This window comes from Thalassospira lucentensis, assembly GCF_001613805.1.
Taxonomy (GTDB): domain Bacteria; phylum Pseudomonadota; class Alphaproteobacteria; order Rhodospirillales; family Thalassospiraceae; genus Thalassospira; species Thalassospira lucentensis_A.
Window position 1 is genome coordinate 370583 of the sequence record NZ_LPVY01000021.1, and the last position, 16330, is coordinate 386912.

General features: G+C 54.9%; 16 protein-coding genes. 5 read left to right on the forward strand and 11 right to left on the reverse strand.

Annotation, left to right across the window (positions count from 1 at the left end; genetic code table 11):
• Window positions 1–1104, reverse strand: coding sequence for an HlyD family secretion protein (locus tag AUP42_RS17360; RefSeq protein ID WP_231858333.1), 1104 nt, complete (start codon window positions 1102–1104; stop codon window positions 1–3).
• Between the two features lie 103 nt (window positions 1105–1207).
• On the opposite strand from AUP42_RS17360, the gene AUP42_RS17365 reads away from it, so the two are divergent.
• Window positions 1208–1858 (forward strand): TetR/AcrR family transcriptional regulator, encoded by a 651-nt coding sequence (locus AUP42_RS17365; protein ID WP_231858342.1) that lies wholly within the window; start codon window positions 1208–1210, stop codon window positions 1856–1858.
• A 26-nt stretch (window positions 1859–1884) separates the two neighbouring features.
• Here AUP42_RS17365 and AUP42_RS17370 read toward each other — a convergent pair whose 3' ends face one another.
• Window positions 1885–2067, reverse strand: a complete 183-nt coding sequence (locus AUP42_RS17370) for a hypothetical protein (protein WP_062952832.1) — start codon at window positions 2065–2067, stop codon at window positions 1885–1887.
• A gap of 396 nt (window positions 2068–2463) precedes the next feature.
• On the opposite strand from AUP42_RS17370, the gene AUP42_RS17375 reads away from it, so the two are divergent.
• A complete protein-coding gene (locus tag AUP42_RS17375; protein WP_062952833.1) occupies window positions 2464–3678 on the forward strand; it encodes an NADP-dependent isocitrate dehydrogenase in 1215 nt (404 codons plus the stop codon).
• Window positions 3679–3777: 99 nt separating this feature from the next.
• On the opposite strand, the gene AUP42_RS17380 is transcribed toward AUP42_RS17375, so the two are convergent.
• The 5 genes from AUP42_RS17380 to AUP42_RS17400 form a co-directional block, all read right to left on the reverse strand.
• On the reverse strand, window positions 3778–4527 hold the full coding sequence (locus AUP42_RS17380) for a substrate-binding periplasmic protein (protein ID WP_062952834.1): 750 nt from the start codon (window positions 4525–4527) through the stop codon (window positions 3778–3780).
• Window positions 4528–4706: 179 nt separating this feature from the next.
• The gene (locus AUP42_RS17385) at window positions 4707–5573 is read right to left on the reverse strand and encodes a pirin family protein (RefSeq protein ID WP_062952835.1); all 867 of its coding nucleotides are present in this window, start codon (window positions 5571–5573) and stop codon (window positions 4707–4709) included.
• 194 nt (window positions 5574–5767) lie between these two features.
• Entirely contained in the window at window positions 5768–6370 is a 603-nt protein-coding gene (wrbA, locus tag AUP42_RS17390) for an NAD(P)H:quinone oxidoreductase (protein ID WP_062953006.1), read from the reverse strand.
• 161 nt (window positions 6371–6531) lie between these two features.
• A complete protein-coding gene (gene glpQ / locus AUP42_RS17395; protein ID WP_062952836.1) occupies window positions 6532–7584 on the reverse strand; it encodes a glycerophosphodiester phosphodiesterase in 1053 nt (350 codons plus the stop codon).
• A 144-nt stretch (window positions 7585–7728) separates the two neighbouring features.
• Window positions 7729–9402, reverse strand: a complete 1674-nt coding sequence (locus AUP42_RS17400) for a M20/M25/M40 family metallo-hydrolase (protein ID WP_062952837.1) — start codon at window positions 9400–9402, stop codon at window positions 7729–7731.
• Between the two features lie 137 nt (window positions 9403–9539).
• Here AUP42_RS17400 and AUP42_RS17405 point away from each other — a divergent pair, with 137 nt between their 5' ends.
• On the forward strand, window positions 9540–9956 hold the full coding sequence (locus tag AUP42_RS17405) for an Lrp/AsnC family transcriptional regulator (protein WP_062952838.1): 417 nt from the start codon (window positions 9540–9542) through the stop codon (window positions 9954–9956).
• Window positions 9957–9979: 23 nt separating this feature from the next.
• Here AUP42_RS17405 and AUP42_RS17410 read toward each other — a convergent pair whose 3' ends face one another.
• Window positions 9980–11167, reverse strand: a complete 1188-nt coding sequence (locus AUP42_RS17410) for a vWA domain-containing protein (protein WP_062952839.1) — start codon at window positions 11165–11167, stop codon at window positions 9980–9982.
• Window positions 11168–11173: 6 nt separating this feature from the next.
• The gene (locus AUP42_RS17415) at window positions 11174–12019 is read right to left on the reverse strand and encodes an AAA family ATPase (RefSeq protein WP_062953007.1); all 846 of its coding nucleotides are present in this window, start codon (window positions 12017–12019) and stop codon (window positions 11174–11176) included.
• Between the two features lie 228 nt (window positions 12020–12247).
• On the opposite strand from AUP42_RS17415, the gene AUP42_RS17420 reads away from it, so the two are divergent.
• Together AUP42_RS17420 and AUP42_RS17425 are read left to right on the forward strand one after the other, a co-directional pair.
• Entirely contained in the window at window positions 12248–13228 is a 981-nt protein-coding gene (locus AUP42_RS17420; protein WP_062952840.1) for a helix-turn-helix transcriptional regulator, read from the forward strand.
• Window positions 13229–13376: 148 nt separating this feature from the next.
• Entirely contained in the window at window positions 13377–14219 is an 843-nt protein-coding gene (locus tag AUP42_RS17425) for a tetratricopeptide repeat protein (RefSeq protein ID WP_062952841.1), read from the forward strand.
• A 20-nt stretch (window positions 14220–14239) separates the two neighbouring features.
• On the opposite strand, the gene AUP42_RS17430 is transcribed toward AUP42_RS17425, so the two are convergent.
• The gene (locus tag AUP42_RS17430) at window positions 14240–15496 is read right to left on the reverse strand and encodes an MFS transporter (RefSeq protein ID WP_062952842.1); all 1257 of its coding nucleotides are present in this window, start codon (window positions 15494–15496) and stop codon (window positions 14240–14242) included.
• A gap of 60 nt (window positions 15497–15556) precedes the next feature.
• The gene (locus tag AUP42_RS17435) at window positions 15557–16297 is read right to left on the reverse strand and encodes a TetR/AcrR family transcriptional regulator (RefSeq protein WP_062952843.1); all 741 of its coding nucleotides are present in this window, start codon (window positions 16295–16297) and stop codon (window positions 15557–15559) included.
• Window positions 16298–16330 lie beyond the last annotated feature (33 nt).

Below are 16330 nucleotides of genomic sequence, written 5' to 3' on the forward strand. Positions count from 1 at the left end.
TCAGTTACGCTCCGACAGTTCCGGTGCCGGTGTTACGACACTCGCAAGGCCGGTACCCGAGGCATGTTCTGCCCCATCGTCATCGCGGACATCGACATTGACAACAACCGACAGACCGGGACGCAGGGCCTTGGCAAGGTCGCTGTTATCAAGGGCGATACGCACCGGGACGCGCTGGGTGATTTTGGTGAAGTTGCCGGTGGCATTTTCAGGCGGCAGCAAACTGAACTGCGCGCCGGTGGCCGGGGCAAAGCTTTCAACCCGGCCGGTGATATCGGCATCAGGAAAGGCATCAACTTCAACATTGACCTTCTGGCCCGGTGCCATATGGCCGATCTGGGTTTCCTTGAAGTTTGCCACAACATAAACGCCGGGCAACGGTACAAGCACCAGCAACTGTTCACCCGGCTGGACCAGTGCGCCGGTCTGAACCGACCGGTTGCCGATCACGCCATCAAAGGGGGCATAGATACGGGTATCATCAAGAGCCTGCTGGGCGATATCGCGCGATGCTTCGGCCTGCGACACAGCACGTTCGGCTTCGACCTTCTGGGCACGCAGAACACCGATCCTGCCCTGCTCGACTGCAAGGGTCGCATTGGCGGCGGCAACCTGTGCCTGTGCAGTCTGACGGTCGGCCTTGGCGTAATCGAATTTCTGGCGGCTGGCCGCACCCTTTTTCACCAGATCCTCGTAACGCGCGTAATCCTCGGAGGTGCGATCAAGTTCGACTTTGGCGATGCGCAGGTTGGCTTTAGCCTGATCGATGGCCGCCATCTGCAGGGTGATCTGTTCGTCCATGGTCTGAACCGCGGCACGGCGCGCCTCAAGTGCTGCCTCTGCCTGTTTCAGTTCGGCACGATAATCTTCGTCCTTGATGGACAACATCAGTTCGCCCTTGCGGACGGGCTGGTTTTCCGCAACCCGAAGATCGCCGACATAGCCCGAAACCTTGGGCGAAATCGCGACTTCATCGGCCTGCAGATAGGCATTGTCGGTGGATTCGTGGAACTGACCTTCGGTCACCCAATAGAACCCGTAATAACCGCCGCCACCGATAATCGCCGCAGCGATCAGGGGCAGTATGACTTTTTTCACACTCATCGTCCGTTTGATCCTTTTGGTATTGATCAGTACCATTTGATCCCTTATGGTACCAATCAGTACCAAACGTCAAGTGCAGAATTGGAACAGTTGCTTGTCCGAGATGCGAAATATCGACCCAAGAACCCTGAAACGCCGCGAAGCGCTTATCGATGCGGCCCGTGAACTTTTCTGTGAGCACGGCCTTTCGGGCACGACACTTGAAATGATCACGGCCGAGGCAGGCGGGTCCCGCCGGACAATTTACGAGCTGTTTGGCAATAAGGACGGCGTTTTCGAAGCGGTGATTCGCGATTGCACGGGACGTGTGGTTGCGGTCATGGCCGATCTGGAATTGTCGCAGATGCCGTTGCGCGCCGCCCTGATCCGTTTTGGCGAAACACTGATGACACTTCTGACGACACCGGAAACCATCCGCTATATGCGGTTGTTTCTGTCCGAAGTTCCGCGTTTCCCGCATCTGGGCAAGGTGTTTTATGAAAGCGGCCTGATGACCGGACGCCGGATCATCACATCCTATTTCGAACGCCAGATGGAAGAAGGCAATTTCCCGAAGAGCGACCCAAAACAGGCGGCCGTGTTTTTCACAAGCCTGCTTAAGGCCGATTACGATTTCCGGCAGATGACCTATGTCGGCTGGGAACCGCATGCAAAGGATTTGCATAGCCATGTGATTGCCGCGGTCGATATGTTCCTACGCGGATATGGCATTGATCCGGCAACCGTCGACCAGAAAGCCCCGGTGCAGGCATAAGCCTGCCGCACCAGAGGTTCCCTGGCTCAGAACATGATCAGCAGACGATAGGCAATCGGTCCCATCATCGTGATCACCCCGATCCAGACAAGGGCAAGCCCCCATCCCCGGTCGCGGAAGCTGTATCCAACGCCCAAAAGGCAAAAGCCGACAATACACAACGCGATGATGATATTGGTTTCATAAGGCAGGTTCATGGTATCCCCCATGCGCTTCCGGTTTGGCAATGCCGGAGTCTTCCCCCTTGAACCCGACAAATGCGAGTTTGACCCATTCCATAACCGCTTTCTTTGATCAGGATCATGCCGCCTTACATGACATACCCCTTGCCCGTGTTTTGCATATTAATTCAGGCAATGGTGTAAATATCGGACAAACCAGCGTTTTTCCGGGCCATCTCGCAACCGGTCAAAGTGCAAAAACCCGCCAGTTTCCGCCTTGCGCGAAAGTCTTAACAACGATGTTGCGCCGCCCTCTTTGATTTTCTGATTTCATCCTGTATGTTGCGGGCTCCCGACGCGGCCAGGGCGCTCCCTCGCGCGCCGGATGACATGTCAAATGGCAGCCGCGCTGTATCCTGGCCGCGGCCAGAAAGGGAGTATTCCATGAGCAAGATTCAAGTGAAGAATCCCGTCGTCGAGCTCGACGGCGACGAAATGACCCGGATCATCTGGGATTTCATTAAAACCAAGCTGATCCTGCCGTATCTCGAGATTGATCTTAAATATTACGATCTGTCGGTTCAGAAACGTGACGAGACCAACGACCAGATCACCATTGATGCGGCAAATGCCATCAAGGAACATCGCGTTGGCGTAAAATGCGCGACCATCACCCCGGACGAGCAGCGCGTCGAGGAATTCGGCCTGAAGAAAATGTGGAAGTCGCCGAACGGCACCATCCGCAACATCATCGGCGGTACCGTTTTCCGCCAGCCGATCATCTGCTCGAACGTTCCACGTCTGGTTCCGGGTTGGACGCAGCCGATCGTTATCGGTCGTCATGCCTTTGGTGACCAGTACCGCGCGACCGACTTCAAGGTTCCTGGTGCAGGCAAACTGACCATCAAGTTCCAGCCGGCAGACGGCGGCGAGCCGATCGAACACGAAGTCTTTGACTTCCCGTCTTCGGGCGTTGCCATGTCGATGTACAACCTTGATGAAAGCATCATCGGGTTTGCACGCGCCTGCATGAACTATGGCCTTGCTCTTGGCTGGCCGGTTTACCTGTCGACCAAGAACACGATCATGAAAGCCTATGACGGCCGCTTCAAGGATCTGTTCGAGGAAGTCTTCCAGAACGAATTTGCAGATAAGTTCAAAGCAGCCGGCATCACTTATGAACACCGCCTGATCGACGACATGGTTGCATGCGCGATGAAGTGGAATGGTGGTTTCGTCTGGGCTTGTAAGAACTATGACGGCGACGTTCAGTCCGACACCGTCGCACAGGGCTTTGGCTCGCTCGGTCTGATGACCTCGGTTCTGATGACGCCGGATGGGCAGACCGTTGAAGCAGAGGCAGCACACGGCACCGTCACCCGCCACTATCGCCAGCACCAGCAGGGCAAAGAAACCTCGACCAACCCGATTGCGTCGATCTTTGCCTGGACGCAGGGCCTGAAATACCGTGGCGAGTTCGATGATACGCCGGAAGTCGTGAAATTTGCCGAAACCCTTGAAAAAGTCTGCGTCGACACCGTCGAAGCCGGCTTCATGACCAAGGATCTGGCACTGCTGATCGGTCCGAACCAGAAATGGCTGACCACCACGCAGTTCCTCGACAAACTTGACGAAGGCTTGAAAGTTGCCATGGGCTGATTGCCCGGCATTTTGCCAGAATGATGAAACCCCGCCGGTGCAAACTGGCGGGGTTTTGTTTTGCCTGCAACCGCGTGGAAAACACACGCTTTTGATGCCTCAATACTGCGCGCGGCTTAGCAACACGGCCAGTTCGCCGCTTTCGTCCAGTTCCTTGAGGGCTGTGTTGAAATCCTGCATGATTCTGCCTGCCCTGGGATGGTTCAGGCCGACCACGAAATGCAATGGCATGGTCGACAGCGGCTCGTCGATATGCCCGAAATGATCCAGTTCCAACCCGGCGGCCCGCATGGAATCGCGTGCTTCCGAGCGCGGGGCCACGACGATATCGACCCGCCCGGCTCCCAGAAGTTTGAAACAGGTGCGCATATCGGGCGGTGCATGGCGGGTTGCCCGCCCGGTTGCCAGCATCTGGCTTGTCCTGCCCAGTTCGGCATACCCCAGCGGCAGGCAAAGTGCCGCACCATTCAAATCATCGATGGTTTCAAAATTCTGGCGAGATTTCGCATACCAGCCAAACGCCGACAGGCTGGCAACCGGTTCGGAGAACAAGACCGAGCGCGCCCGGAACGGGGTATAAGCATAAGGGAAAGTGCCTTCAACCTCGCCCCTTACCGTCATGTCATAGCCCTGACGCCAGGACCGCCAGATAATTTCAGCATGATCATATCCGGCAATCTCGAATGCGCGGCGGACAATCTCGGTCATGATACCGCCATCGGGCAGATCACGACCGGTAAAGGGGGCAAAGTAATCCCCGGTCACGATCCGGACATGATCGGCTTTTGCCTGCGTCGCCATCATCAGCGACGCGGTCAACACCAGCATCATGACCCATTGTTTTTTCATTCCCGACCCACTCCGCAGAGCATTACTGCCCCCTGCATCTTATAGGTTAGGGGCGCAGGTATTTCTTTCAAGCCACGTAAGCTATTGAAATGCCCATGCCACAGTATCGACGGATGTTCGCAAAAGAAAAACCCCGCCAAAAGTTTGACGGGGTTTTGAGAATTTCATGAAGATATTTTTCAGGAAACAGCCGCCGCACGGACAAAACGGCCACGCTGGTAATCGTCAAAGGCCTGCATCAGTTCCTGTTTGCTGCTCATGACGAACGGGCCATAGCGAACAACTGGTTCGTGCAACGGACGGGCCGCGATCAAAAGCATCCGGCCGCCTTCGGGACCGCCTTTAAGCGTGATGCTATCACCATCTTCCAGCACGGCCAGATGATGTGTGGTGACAGCCTGATCGGCGACAATTGCGTCCCCGATAAAGACATAAACCATCGCGGCATGGCCTTTGGGCACCGGCAGGGTTACCTCGCGACCAGCCGCCAGTTTGGCATCGATAAAGACCGGCTTGGTAGCAATGCCATTAACCGGGCCGGTTTTACCCATGAATTCACCCGCAACAAGCCGCAGATCAACACCGTCTTCGGGGCTGAGTTCGGCGACGTCGCTACCTTCGATATTCTGGTAACGCGGGGTGACCATTTTATCCTTGGCCGGAAGATTGATCCAAAGCTGGAAACCCTGCAAAAGACCGTTTTCCTGCTCCGGACTTTCGGAATGCAAAATCCCGCTGCCTGCGGTCATCCATTGCACACCACCCGAACGCAGGACACCTTCATTGCCCATGTTGTCCTTGTGGCGCATGGCACCTTCGACCATGTAGGTCACGGTTTCAAAGCCACGATGCGGATGCTCGGGGAAACCGGCAATATATTCGTCGGCATTATCGGTCGAAATTGAATCGAGCATCAAAAACGGATCAAGCATATCGAGCTGCGGCGATCCAACCGATCGTTTAAGCGACACACCTGCCCCATCGGATGTATCCATCGCGCGAAGTACGCGGGCAACGCCACGCGGGGTTTTACCCTGTTCAGACATCGGGTCCTCCTGTCAGCAACCGGAAATGCGTTCGGCTGCGATCCGTGAAACTTCCATATCCCTCAATCTGGCAGAAAACTGTCGCGAAACAATAATCAATCAGGCATCTGATTGTTTCCGTATTCACCCCAATCTGGTCAACAAAAAGGCCACGCAGACCTATCTGCGCGGCCTTTCATCAATACTGTAATCTGTCAAACGGCCAGCTTGGCGGCCAGCTCGGCGACGTGTTTTCCCTGGAATTTGGCGATATCAAGCTCATTCTGCGATGGCTGACGCGAACCGTCGGCACCGGCCAGTGTTGTTGCTCCATAGGGCGAACCGCCGGTGATTTCGTCCATATTGGTCAATCCCGCACAGCTGTATGGTACGCCAACGATGACCATGCCATGATGCAGAAGCGTGGTATGGGTCGACGTGATGGTGGTTTCCTGACCGCCGTGCTGGGTTCCGGTCGAGGCAAAGACCGAACCGATCTTGCCGATCAATGCGCCCTTGGCCCAAAGGCCGCCGGTCTGATCAAGGAAGTTGCGCATCTGGGCCGACATATTGCCAAAGCGTGTCGGCACGCCAAAGATGATCGCATCATATTCTGGAAGATCCGAAACCGCAGCAACCGGCGCAACCTGATCGAGCTTCGCACCCGCAGCCTTGGCGACATCTTCGGGCATGATTTCGGGCACACGTTTGACATCGACATGTGTACCCGCCACACCACGCGCACCTTCGGCCACCGCGTTCGCCATGGTTTCGATATGCCCGTACATTGAATAATAAAGAACCAGAACCTTGGCCAATTTTGCCTCCTTGATTAAAAAAACTGTCGCCTCCAGCATGCGACAATTGCCGCCCTACGAAAACGATCACATTGGAAACAGTCTATTTCGCCCCGTCTGTCCGGGTCAGAACGCATACTGCCCCGAAACTGTTCCGGGGCAGCGGTATTTGATCCTTCCGGTCAGTCCTGTTGCGGTCTTGCCGCCAGATATTCGACAACCTGATCGGGGAAGTCGGTAAAGATGCCATCAATCCCCGCATCGTCAAAAATCGCCTTAAGCGCGATATCCATGTCCCCCGCCCATTTAGGCAACTGATCCGCGCGCAGGGTATAGGGATGGACTTTCAACTGCGCGCGCTGGGCTGCGATCAGGGTTGGCGTCATGATCGCCTTGCCATCCGCACTAAGACCTTCGATGACTTGCGGCAGCCACGGGCCGATACCATCGACGACGCTTGCCATTTCCGCGACACCGTCATCGGTTTTCAGATAATCGTAATCCGTGCCTTCGGGCGCACCCCATTTGTTTTCACCCAGCAACTGAACCAGCTTGCCCTGATATTTCAGATCATTCCGAATACGCTTGGTTTCAGCCCAGTCAAAGCACTGGACAAAGGAATTGGATTCCGGAGTGCCATATCCCCAATGTTCCATGATCTTGATGACCGCAGCGGTCACATCCTGCCCTTCGACCTTGTGCCAGGCCGGGTCCTTGATTTCCGGATAGATGCCAACATCGCGCCCGGTTGATTTGTTAAGCCCCCGGATCATGGCGATTTCTTCTTCCAGTGTGGGAATTTTAAAAATCGCATATTCGCCGGGGAAGCGATCCGGATATATCTGCTCGCCGGTATCGGCTTTGAACCGTTCGGTAACATTCAGGCTTTTGAGTTCTTCAAGCGTGAAGTCGATGGCGTAGTACCGGCCATCTTCACGTTTGCGGTCGGGGAATTTCTTGGCAACGTCGGTCGTGGTATCGATATGGATGTCATGCAGGACAACCGGCACACCGTCCTTGGACATCACCACGTCCTGCTCGATGAAATCCGCCCCCATGCCATAGGCAAGCGCCTTTGCCGGAAGGGTATGTTCGGGCAGGTAGCCCGATGCCCCACGATGGGCGATCACAACCCGTTCAAGGGTACTGTCCTGTGCTATTGCCGGTGTAATCGACAAAGGCAGAATGGCAAGTGCCGTTCCCAGAATGGCCGCACGGGCAGATTTCATCAGCATCCCATAACTCCTTATTTCCGCATAAGTTTTGCCCAGCATAGTGACGAAACGATGCGGCAGGAACAAGGCAGAAGGCGATAGCGCAAAGTTTCTTGAAACTGTTACGCCTGATCGCCTTCCATGGATTGCTTTGAAACGGGTTGTTCAGCCCAAAAGCTCGCCCGCGATTTCGGCCAGAAAATCGGGCAGCACATGATAGGCGTATGGTGCATAAAGCCGTTCATGACGTTGATGATATTCCCTGCCCCACGGGCCGATATTGACCACCGGATAGGTCAGGGCATTGTCAACCGGACGATCCACCAGTTCAGCTATCGGGGTGCTGGCAGCGATGATTTCGGTATCGCCTGCATCGGTTGCATGGCCGAAAAAGCTCATATCCGATATACCCATGAAATAACCACGGTCACAAATTTGCGTTTCGTGACGGCCCTCTATCGTAGTGCGGGCCCGGCCAATCGCATCCAAAAACTCCCGATCCATATCCTTTGCCATATCGACATGCACGGCCGGGTAATGCAGACCGGCCATTCCGGTTATCACCGCGGGGCCGCGCAAATGCGCCTCGGCCAGCATGGCACGCACCAGAACGCGAGTGCGGTTCAGGGGATTGTTATCCTGTGCCGTTTCAAGGTCGACCGCCTCAATCCGGTCAAGCGCATCGCTGCCCCCGGATGCAAACGCCATGTCACGCAATTGGGCAACCGTTACCATGCGCAAGGGCGGCAAAGCTGCCGGGGCGGCTTGCCTGTTGGCTTTGGCATAACGGGCAGCATTACCTGTGAACCGTTCAAGCGCTCGGTTTCCGGCATCCTCTACAATGTTGGTGAAGTCGCCCATCAGTTCAGCACAGCTTTTCCCCATCACCAGCCAGTTAAACGCCATCCAGACATGCTCAGGCGTGGTGACTTCGTAAATGTCGCGGACATCGCGGGCCTCAAGACAGACCGGGGGTGGTGCGGTTTCACGCATACCACGATCACACAGTTCGCTGTTGGCTTCGATCGCCTGCATGATTTCCGATGCGATGGCATGGGCTGAAATGCCGTCAAACGGATAACCGACATGGGTTGGCAAACCGGCAACAAGGGCAAAGGGCAAAAGCTTTCCGACCGAGCCATGGAAAATTGCGCGCCCGATCTCGCCATTGCCGGTATCGCTGCTCGCATCCAGATTGACCCCACCGATAATGTCTAGGCTCCAGCGTGCGATCAGGTCCGGCAACGCGTTACGCAGGCTGCGCATACCGCATGAATTGCGTTCTTCATCAGGGGTCAGGAACAGGACGACATTGCCTTGCCGATCTGGTTGCTGGCTGAAATGTTCCAGAAACGCGATGCCCGCCGCGTCACCGCTTTTCATATCAAGCAACCCGCGCCCCGGGATGAAATCGCCGGTCTGAAAATCGCGAAGGGCAAGTGCCTCGGCATCGCTAAGATTTTCCCGGCTCGAAAGATCGTCAATCAGGGCCTCACACAGTGCATCAGGCTCAAAAGCCAGATGTTTCAGGTCGTGATAATTTTCAATCGAAACCACATCAAAATGCCCGGCCATTGCCATTGTCTTGCGCCCGGTTCCCCGCACAAGTGCGACAACGCTTTTGGCCATACGGCTGCCACCCGCGACAAGGTGGCTGTCGATCACCGCGATATTGTCGGGATTGTCCTGAAAATAGGGAATTTCGCGCAGGATATCGACGATCAAGCCGGTGATATCGGCTTCCCCGGCACTGCCGGTGACACTGCCAAAACGGGTCAGACGGTCGGCGATTTCAGTGGTGCGGGCATAAGGGGCCCATCGATCTTCCGGCATGGTCATTTATTTGCTCCCTGATGATTTGGCAGCAGGATAAGCTTTGCCGAAATCAGTTAAAATCCCAGTTTGATACAATTTTCGATTGGAAATTGATGTTTTCATCAGGATAATTGACGAAATCGTCAAATCAGGATGAAATCATGGATGATCTTGACCGTCGCCTTCTTGCCGAACTGCGCGTCAATGCACGTGCTTCCGTCCCGAAACTGGCACAACTTCTGGGGGTGGCAGCCGGGACGGTTAAAACCCGTATGGACCGCCTGATCGATCAGGGCGTGATTGCCGGATTTACCGTGCGCCTGCGCGACGATGCCGCCGATGGCACCATCCGGGGCGTGATGATGATCGAGCTATCGGGCAAGAATGTGAAAACGCTGGTCGCGAGCCTGCGGAAAAATCTTGGCTTTGCCGCCCTTCACACCACCAATGGCGAATGGGACCTGATCGCGGAAATTCAGGTCCCTGCCCTTTCGGATTTTCATCAGGTGGTCACGACCGTACGCGCCATGGAAGGCATCGCCAAAACCGAAAGCTATCTGTTTCTCGGGCCTGCCTGAAATGTCAGACGGGCTACGGGCATTTAGCGGTTTAGCGCACCAGTCATACGGTCAAGCCCCTCAAGGGTTAGCGGATACATACGGCCTTCCATCAACTTGTACATAATCTGGATCGAGCCATGATACTGCCACCAGTTTTCCGCCTGCGGATTGATCCAGGCGGCATGTTCGAAATGATCAAGCAACCGCTGCATCCAGACCGCCCCGGCTTCCTGATTCCAGTGTTCGACCGAACCACCGGGATAGGTGATTTCATAGGGGCTCATGGTGGCATCACCGACAATCACCAGCTTGTAATCCGCACCATAGGTCCGGATCACATCCCATGTTGAAACCTGATCGGTACGGCGGCGCGCGTTGTCCTTCCACAGCCCTTCATAGGGGCAATTGTGGAAGTAATAATATTCAAGATGCTTGAATTCGGTTTTGACCGCGGAAAACAGTTCCTCGCAGACCTTGATATGGTCATCCATCGACCCGCCGATATCAAACAGCATCAGAACCTTGACCGCGTTATGGCGTTCGGGCCGCATCTGCACATCAAGCCATCCCTGACGGGCGGTTGATGTAATGGTGCCGGGCAGATCAAGTTCATCGGCGGCCCCGGTCCGGGCCCATTTGCGCAAACGCCGCAAAGCCACCTTGATATTGCGTGTGCCGATTTCGACACTGTCATCAAGGTTCTTGAACTCGCGTTTATCCCAAACCTTGACCGCACGGCGATGGCGGGATTTGTCCTGCCCGATCCGCACCCCTTCGGGGTTATAGCCATAGGCCCCAAAGGGCGATGTCCCGGCAGTACCAATCCATTTATTGCCGCCCTGATGGCGGCCTTTCTGTTCCTCAAGCCGCTGTTTGAGGGTTTCCATCAGCTTTTCCCAACCGCCCAGCGCCTCGATCTCGGCCTTTTCCTCGTCGGTCAGGAATTTTTCGGCAAGCTTGTGCAGCCATTCTTCGGGGATATCGGCCTCGGCAACTTCATCCATGCCGTCCATCAGATCAATCACGCCCTTGAAATGGGCACCAAAGACCTGATCGAACCGGTCAAGATGGCGTTCATCCTTCACCAGTGCTGCGCGTGCCAGATAATAGAAATCCTCGACCGCATAGTTCGCAAGGCCCTTTTCGACAGCCTCGAGCAGCGTCAGATATTCCCGTAAACTGACCGGAACGCGGGCCTCTTTCAGCTTAAAGAAAAAGCCGGTGAACATGATGCTCTAACGCCCTTCGCGCCGCGCCATGAAGGCCAACCGTTCGAACAGGTGAACATCCTGCTCGTTTTTCAAAAGCGCCCCATGCAGTGGCGGCACGGCAGTTTTGGCATCCTTGGCCCGCAATGCTTCGGGCGGCAAGTCCTCGGCCATCAGAAGTTTAAGCCAATCAAGCAGTTCGGAGGTAGACGGTTTTTTCTTAAGCCCACCAACTTCGCGCATGTCGTAAAACAGGTTCAATGCCTCCGACACCAGACGTTTCTGGATATCGGGGAAATGGACCGCAACGATTTCGGCCATGGTTTCGGCATCGGGGAAGCGGATGTAATGGAAGAAACACCGGCGCAGGAACGCGTCGGGCAGTTCCTTTTCATTGTTCGATGTGATGATCACGATCGGGCGGTTGGCAGCCTTGATGGTTTCCTGTGTTTCGTAAACAAAGAATTCCATCCGATCGAGTTCCTGAAGCAAGTCGTTGGGAAACTCGATATCGGCCTTGTCGATTTCATCGATCAAAAGGACCGGTGCGCTTTCATCCTCGAACGCTTCCCAAAGCTTGCCCTTGACAATGTAATTGGCGATATCGTGCACACGCGCATCACCCAACTGACTGTCACGCAGGCGCGAAACCGCGTCATATTCATACAGCCCCTGCTGCGCACGCGTGGTTGATTTGATCGACCAGGTAATCAGTTTCTTGCCAAGCGATTTTGCAATTTCCTCGGCCAGAACGGTCTTACCGGTTCCTGGTTCGCCCTTGACCAGAAGCGGCCGCTGCAAGGTGATTGCGGCATTGACTGCCACCATCAGATCCTCGGTCGCGACGTAATTTTCCGTACCCTGAAATTTCATTTTGCCCTGCAACATAAGTTGACGTTTACGTTAACCTAGGATGTTGCCGCTCGCAGGGCAAGGGACGAGTTCACGAGCCGCCCGGTTCAACGAGCTTGTGCCGTTACAGCCAATAGCTTACCATCATTGAAAATCATAAAAATTCCAAACTGTTATAAAGTTCTGGTGCCCGGGGGAGTTACAAAGCTGCTCGATTGCGATTTTGCAGTGCGTCAGGGGGAAGCTTGTGTGACATATCTTGAGAATCATCAGGTTTTATCATCACGTGATCTGAACGAGACACGTGCCCTTTTGGCTGATCTGAATTCCATTGATTCACTGGACCTGATCGAACGACCTGCATTTTTCGATGTCGCGGTTCGGGTGACTGCCTTGGGCGATTTGCAGGTTTTGCATTCGTCCTTTGGCGATTGCCGCATCCAGCTTCGGACACCAGAAAGCGATAATGATGCACTGTTCATGATCATCCCGACCGAAGGCGGCGGCACGGTCCAGCATCAGGGGCGGGATTACACGATTTCGACCAGACGCGGACTGATCCGCGACATGCGCATGCCCCTTTTCGCGGACGAAGACCGGTTTGCCTGCTTTGGCGTCCGGTTGCCAAAAGATATTCTCTCCAAACATTGCCGGATGCTTTTGGGCAATGATGGCTCAGCCACGGATCCAGGCTTTGAAATCAGCCTTGATCTGGCCTCCGCACCGGGTCGGCATGTATGCAATACCCTGAATTACATCGCACAGGCCCTTGATGGTCCTCTGCTCAATTCCGACAATTCCATTGTTCTGAGCGGTCTTCAGGATTTGCTTTTGACAAATATCCTGATGATGCTTCCGAATTCTTGTTCGGAACTTCTGCATTGGCAAACGAAATCCAACGCGGTTCCGCACTATGTGAAACGGGCACGCGATTACATCCACGCCCACGCCCATACACCGATCACACTTGAAACTCTGGTACAGCATGCGGATTGCGGTTATCGGACGTTACAAACGGCATTTAATGCCGCCTATGGCATATCGCCGATGGCGTATCTAAAATCGGTGCGCCTAAGCCATGCCTATAAAGACCTTCTTGACAGCGAGGATGGGGCAAGCGTTGCCGAAATCGCGATGAAATGGGGCTTTGCCCATGCCGGACGCTTTTCGCAAAGCTATGCAAGGCAGTTCGGTGTTCTACCGTCTGAAACCCTGCGCAAGCGACACTAATTTGTGATCTCCGCCTGCCGTCCCGGGCAGGTTTGACTTTCTGCAGATCGGGGATGGAAATGATTGCCCCACCGCCTATAATCCCATCGAAATTCGATAAATTTGATGTTCCGGGCAACAGAATGACACCAAGGTTGGGAGAATTTGCATGACCACTATGTCCTTTGCGGATATGGGGCTTGCCGCGCTTAAACGCCGCCAATATGACGCTGCGATCAATATGTTGCGCCAGGCACTTGGCGAGGATGAGGATAATCTTGAAGCGCGGTTCGGGTTGGCCCGCGCCCTTCATGAAAGAGGTTCACTAACCGAAGCACTTGGTGAATACCGTACTGTGCTGCAATCTGATGGAGGCCACGAAGAATGCGTGCATCACATTGCACGCGCGCTGCTTGAAAACGGGGATGCCCGTTCGGCACTTAACCATGTCGATATCGTTTTGCGTCATCATCCGACCGATCCCGATTTGCTGATTTTACGCGGACAGGCCCTTCTGGAACTTGAGCAGCCCGAATATGCGTTAAGCGCCTTTCAGAACGCCGCCCATCACCAGCCGGGCAATTCCAATATCCACCGGCTGATCGCAACAGCACATCGCGCCAATGACGATATCGAAAGCGAACGCCGCGCGATCGAGCAGCTTTTGCGGATTGATCCGGCATCGATGGTCGCATCAAATGATCTGGGTGTGATCAATCTGCGCGAAGGGCATCTGATTGCAGCCTTTGAAGCGTTCGAACTGATCCTGAGCCATGATCCCGAAAATGCCGAAGCCGCCCTTAACCGCGCTATCACGCTGACCGTAATGGGCGGTATGGATGACAAGGCGATCTGGGACCGGGTCATGGAAATCAGTGCCGATCTGGACGGAATCGAAGAAACCCGTGTGCTTGCCGACGATCTTGCAAAACTGCCGGGCAAGAACCGCAAAGACAGCAAAAAGGCGGCCGAGCTGATTGCACGCGCCGCCCATGCACCGATTGATATCTGAAAGACAAGACGTCGGGTAACTTAAACCGCCGGCACATCTGCCTCTGCCGTCGTTTGACGAATGCGCAGCCATCCCAGAATGCCGATCACGCATAGCATTGCGGCGATAAAGCCAAGGAAGAAGGGCGCGTAACTGGCGATACCGGCCAGAACCCCACCGATCAGCACGGCGGCGGCTTCGGCGAGAACATGGGCAGAACGGTAAACGCCAAGCGCCTGCCCCTGTTCATGTGATCCGGCTGCGTTGGAAATAAACAGGCTGGTCGTCACCTCGCACCAGGCAATACCGAATGCCGCCAGACACATCGGCACAAATATCCACACCAGCCCATCGGGGATCAGGAACGTGATCAGGCCGATCCCCAAAAACAGATGACCAAGGGTCCCCACACCGATCAGGCCGCAAATCTTCTGCGCACGATCAACCGTCAATCCGGCAAGGATCAGCGGGATCGAAATGATTGCCGAACACATGCCAAGGAAACTGCTGGTGACGTCGTAATTCTGTACCAGATAGACCCCGAAAAAGGCAAAGAAGATATAAACCGCGATATAGCTGAAGAACGAAATCACATAACCCGGCAAAAGGTCGGGGTCCTTGATCGTCGCCCAGACCGTGCGGGTAGCGGGTGGCGTCATACCCTTTGGCGTGCCGCGACGGCGCGCATATTCAGGAATGCGCAGGATTACGAATACCACCAGCAGGTTAAAGGCATACATACCTGCGGCAAAATAGAACGGCCAGGAAACGTTAAAGGACGGATGAATGGTCGGGTCGGAGAAAAAGCCGCCCATCAGCGGGCCGATGATCCAGCCGACATTGATCGCGACCGTGATCAGACCAAAATTGCGCACCTTGGTTTCCGGACGGCTGATATCCGATGCAATCGATTGGGCAATCGCCATATTGCCCTCGCACAGGCCCGACACAAAACGTCCAATCAAAACCAACGGCAAATTTGCAGTCGCCACCCCATAGGCGGTCACCAGATAGCCAAGGGCCGCACCGGTCAGCGACGCCATCAGAACTGGACGGCGGCCAAGCTTGTCCGATACCCGCCCCAGCCACGGTGCACCGATAAACTGCCCGATGGGATAAAGCGCCATGGCGACACCCAAAAGCATCGTGCGGTATTCTGTGGGCACCGAGGGATCAAGAAAACCCAGTTCGGGTTTCAGAAACATCGGGCTGAAAACAGGATAAGGCAGGCTGAACCCGGCAAAACCGAACAGCACGGTCAAAAAGACCGCGGACATGGTTTTGGTTTCCTGGGACATGGGGCGAATACTCCGTGGGGCATTTTGGTGGTGGTGGTTAATTGATAGCGTCGCCAGTGGCTATTTCAGATCGGCATAGCGGGCGGCAAGGTCGCGCACGATCTGGCGAGCGTCATCGACATACCATCCCGCCCCGGCCAAAAGATCGGCCAGACTGTCGCAGAAGATGTCAATCGCATTGCTGCGCAATTCAGTGCCATAATGGCGGTCGGTTATTTCTGAAAGGGCCAGGGCATTCATGCCAAATGAAAGCCCCCAACTGCCAAGATTGAGGTTGCGGGTCTGTGCGATCACATCGCCCGATACCCCCAGTTCATTGGCAGCATCGGACAGGAAGCTTTGGAACATTTCGGTGATACGTCCGATCCCGGCGAGCTGGCTTTGATGGTGCGACGGGGTTGCGCGCTGCCAGATCGAAGGGGCCAGAGCGAGATATTCGGCCTCAAACCATTGCGGGTGATCAATGGAAAAGCGGATATCAAGCAGGCTTGCGACAATGAACTTTTCCATCGCACTGCCGTCATGAGCATGGGCATAATCGAAAAACCCGGCGCGTTTTTGCCCCGCCAGAATCGCAAGCCCAAGCAGCAAGTCCTCCTTGCTGGCGAAATGGGCATAAAGTGTGCCAACCGAAATATCGCAGGCGCGGGCCAGATCAGACATCTTCAGTTCGAAAAACCCGTATTCCGCAATCAGCTCGCCCGCGCGTTCAAGGATCAGTTCCTCGCGCTGCTGACGTTTTTCAATGCGGTTTGGCCGCTGTCTCAGCGGTTGCTTTTCCGGGTCGTTCAGGGTTGCCATATCCCTGCCTTTCAATAAATGACGTAAAATCGA

Excerpts from the sequence above, each read along its gene's own strand:
- AUP42_RS17415 (WP_062953007.1), bottom strand. The coding sequence starts at position 12,019 with ATGAAATTTCAGGGTACGGAAAATTACGTCGCGACCGAGGATCTGATG.
- AUP42_RS17410 (WP_062952839.1), bottom strand. The coding sequence starts at position 11,167 with ATGTTCACCGGCTTTTTCTTTAAGCTGAAAGAGGCCCGCGTTCCGGTC.
- AUP42_RS17430 (WP_062952842.1), bottom strand. The coding sequence starts at position 15,496 with ATGTCCCAGGAAACCAAAACCATGTCCGCGGTCTTTTTGACCGTGCTG.
- AUP42_RS17385 (WP_062952835.1), bottom strand. The coding sequence starts at position 5,573 with ATGTCTGAACAGGGTAAAACCCCGCGTGGCGTTGCCCGCGTACTTCGC.
- AUP42_RS17370 (WP_062952832.1), bottom strand. The coding sequence starts at position 2,067 with ATGGGGGATACCATGAACCTGCCTTATGAAACCAATATCATCATCGCG.
- AUP42_RS17365 (WP_231858342.1), top strand. The coding sequence starts at position 1,208 with ATGCGAAATATCGACCCAAGAACCCTGAAACGCCGCGAAGCGCTTATC.
- AUP42_RS17400 (WP_062952837.1), bottom strand. The coding sequence starts at position 9,402 with ATGACCATGCCGGAAGATCGATGGGCCCCTTATGCCCGCACCACTGAA.
- AUP42_RS17375 (WP_062952833.1), top strand. The coding sequence starts at position 2,464 with ATGAGCAAGATTCAAGTGAAGAATCCCGTCGTCGAGCTCGACGGCGAC.
- AUP42_RS17405 (WP_062952838.1), top strand. The coding sequence starts at position 9,540 with ATGGATGATCTTGACCGTCGCCTTCTTGCCGAACTGCGCGTCAATGCA.
- AUP42_RS17360 (WP_231858333.1), bottom strand. The coding sequence starts at position 1,104 with ATGAGTGTGAAAAAAGTCATACTGCCCCTGATCGCTGCGGCGATTATC.
- glpQ (WP_062952836.1), bottom strand. The coding sequence starts at position 7,584 with ATGCTGATGAAATCTGCCCGTGCGGCCATTCTGGGAACGGCACTTGCC.
- AUP42_RS17435 (WP_062952843.1), bottom strand. The coding sequence starts at position 16,297 with ATGGCAACCCTGAACGACCCGGAAAAGCAACCGCTGAGACAGCGGCCA.
- AUP42_RS17425 (WP_062952841.1), top strand. The coding sequence starts at position 13,377 with ATGACCACTATGTCCTTTGCGGATATGGGGCTTGCCGCGCTTAAACGC.
- AUP42_RS17380 (WP_062952834.1), bottom strand. The coding sequence starts at position 4,527 with ATGAAAAAACAATGGGTCATGATGCTGGTGTTGACCGCGTCGCTGATG.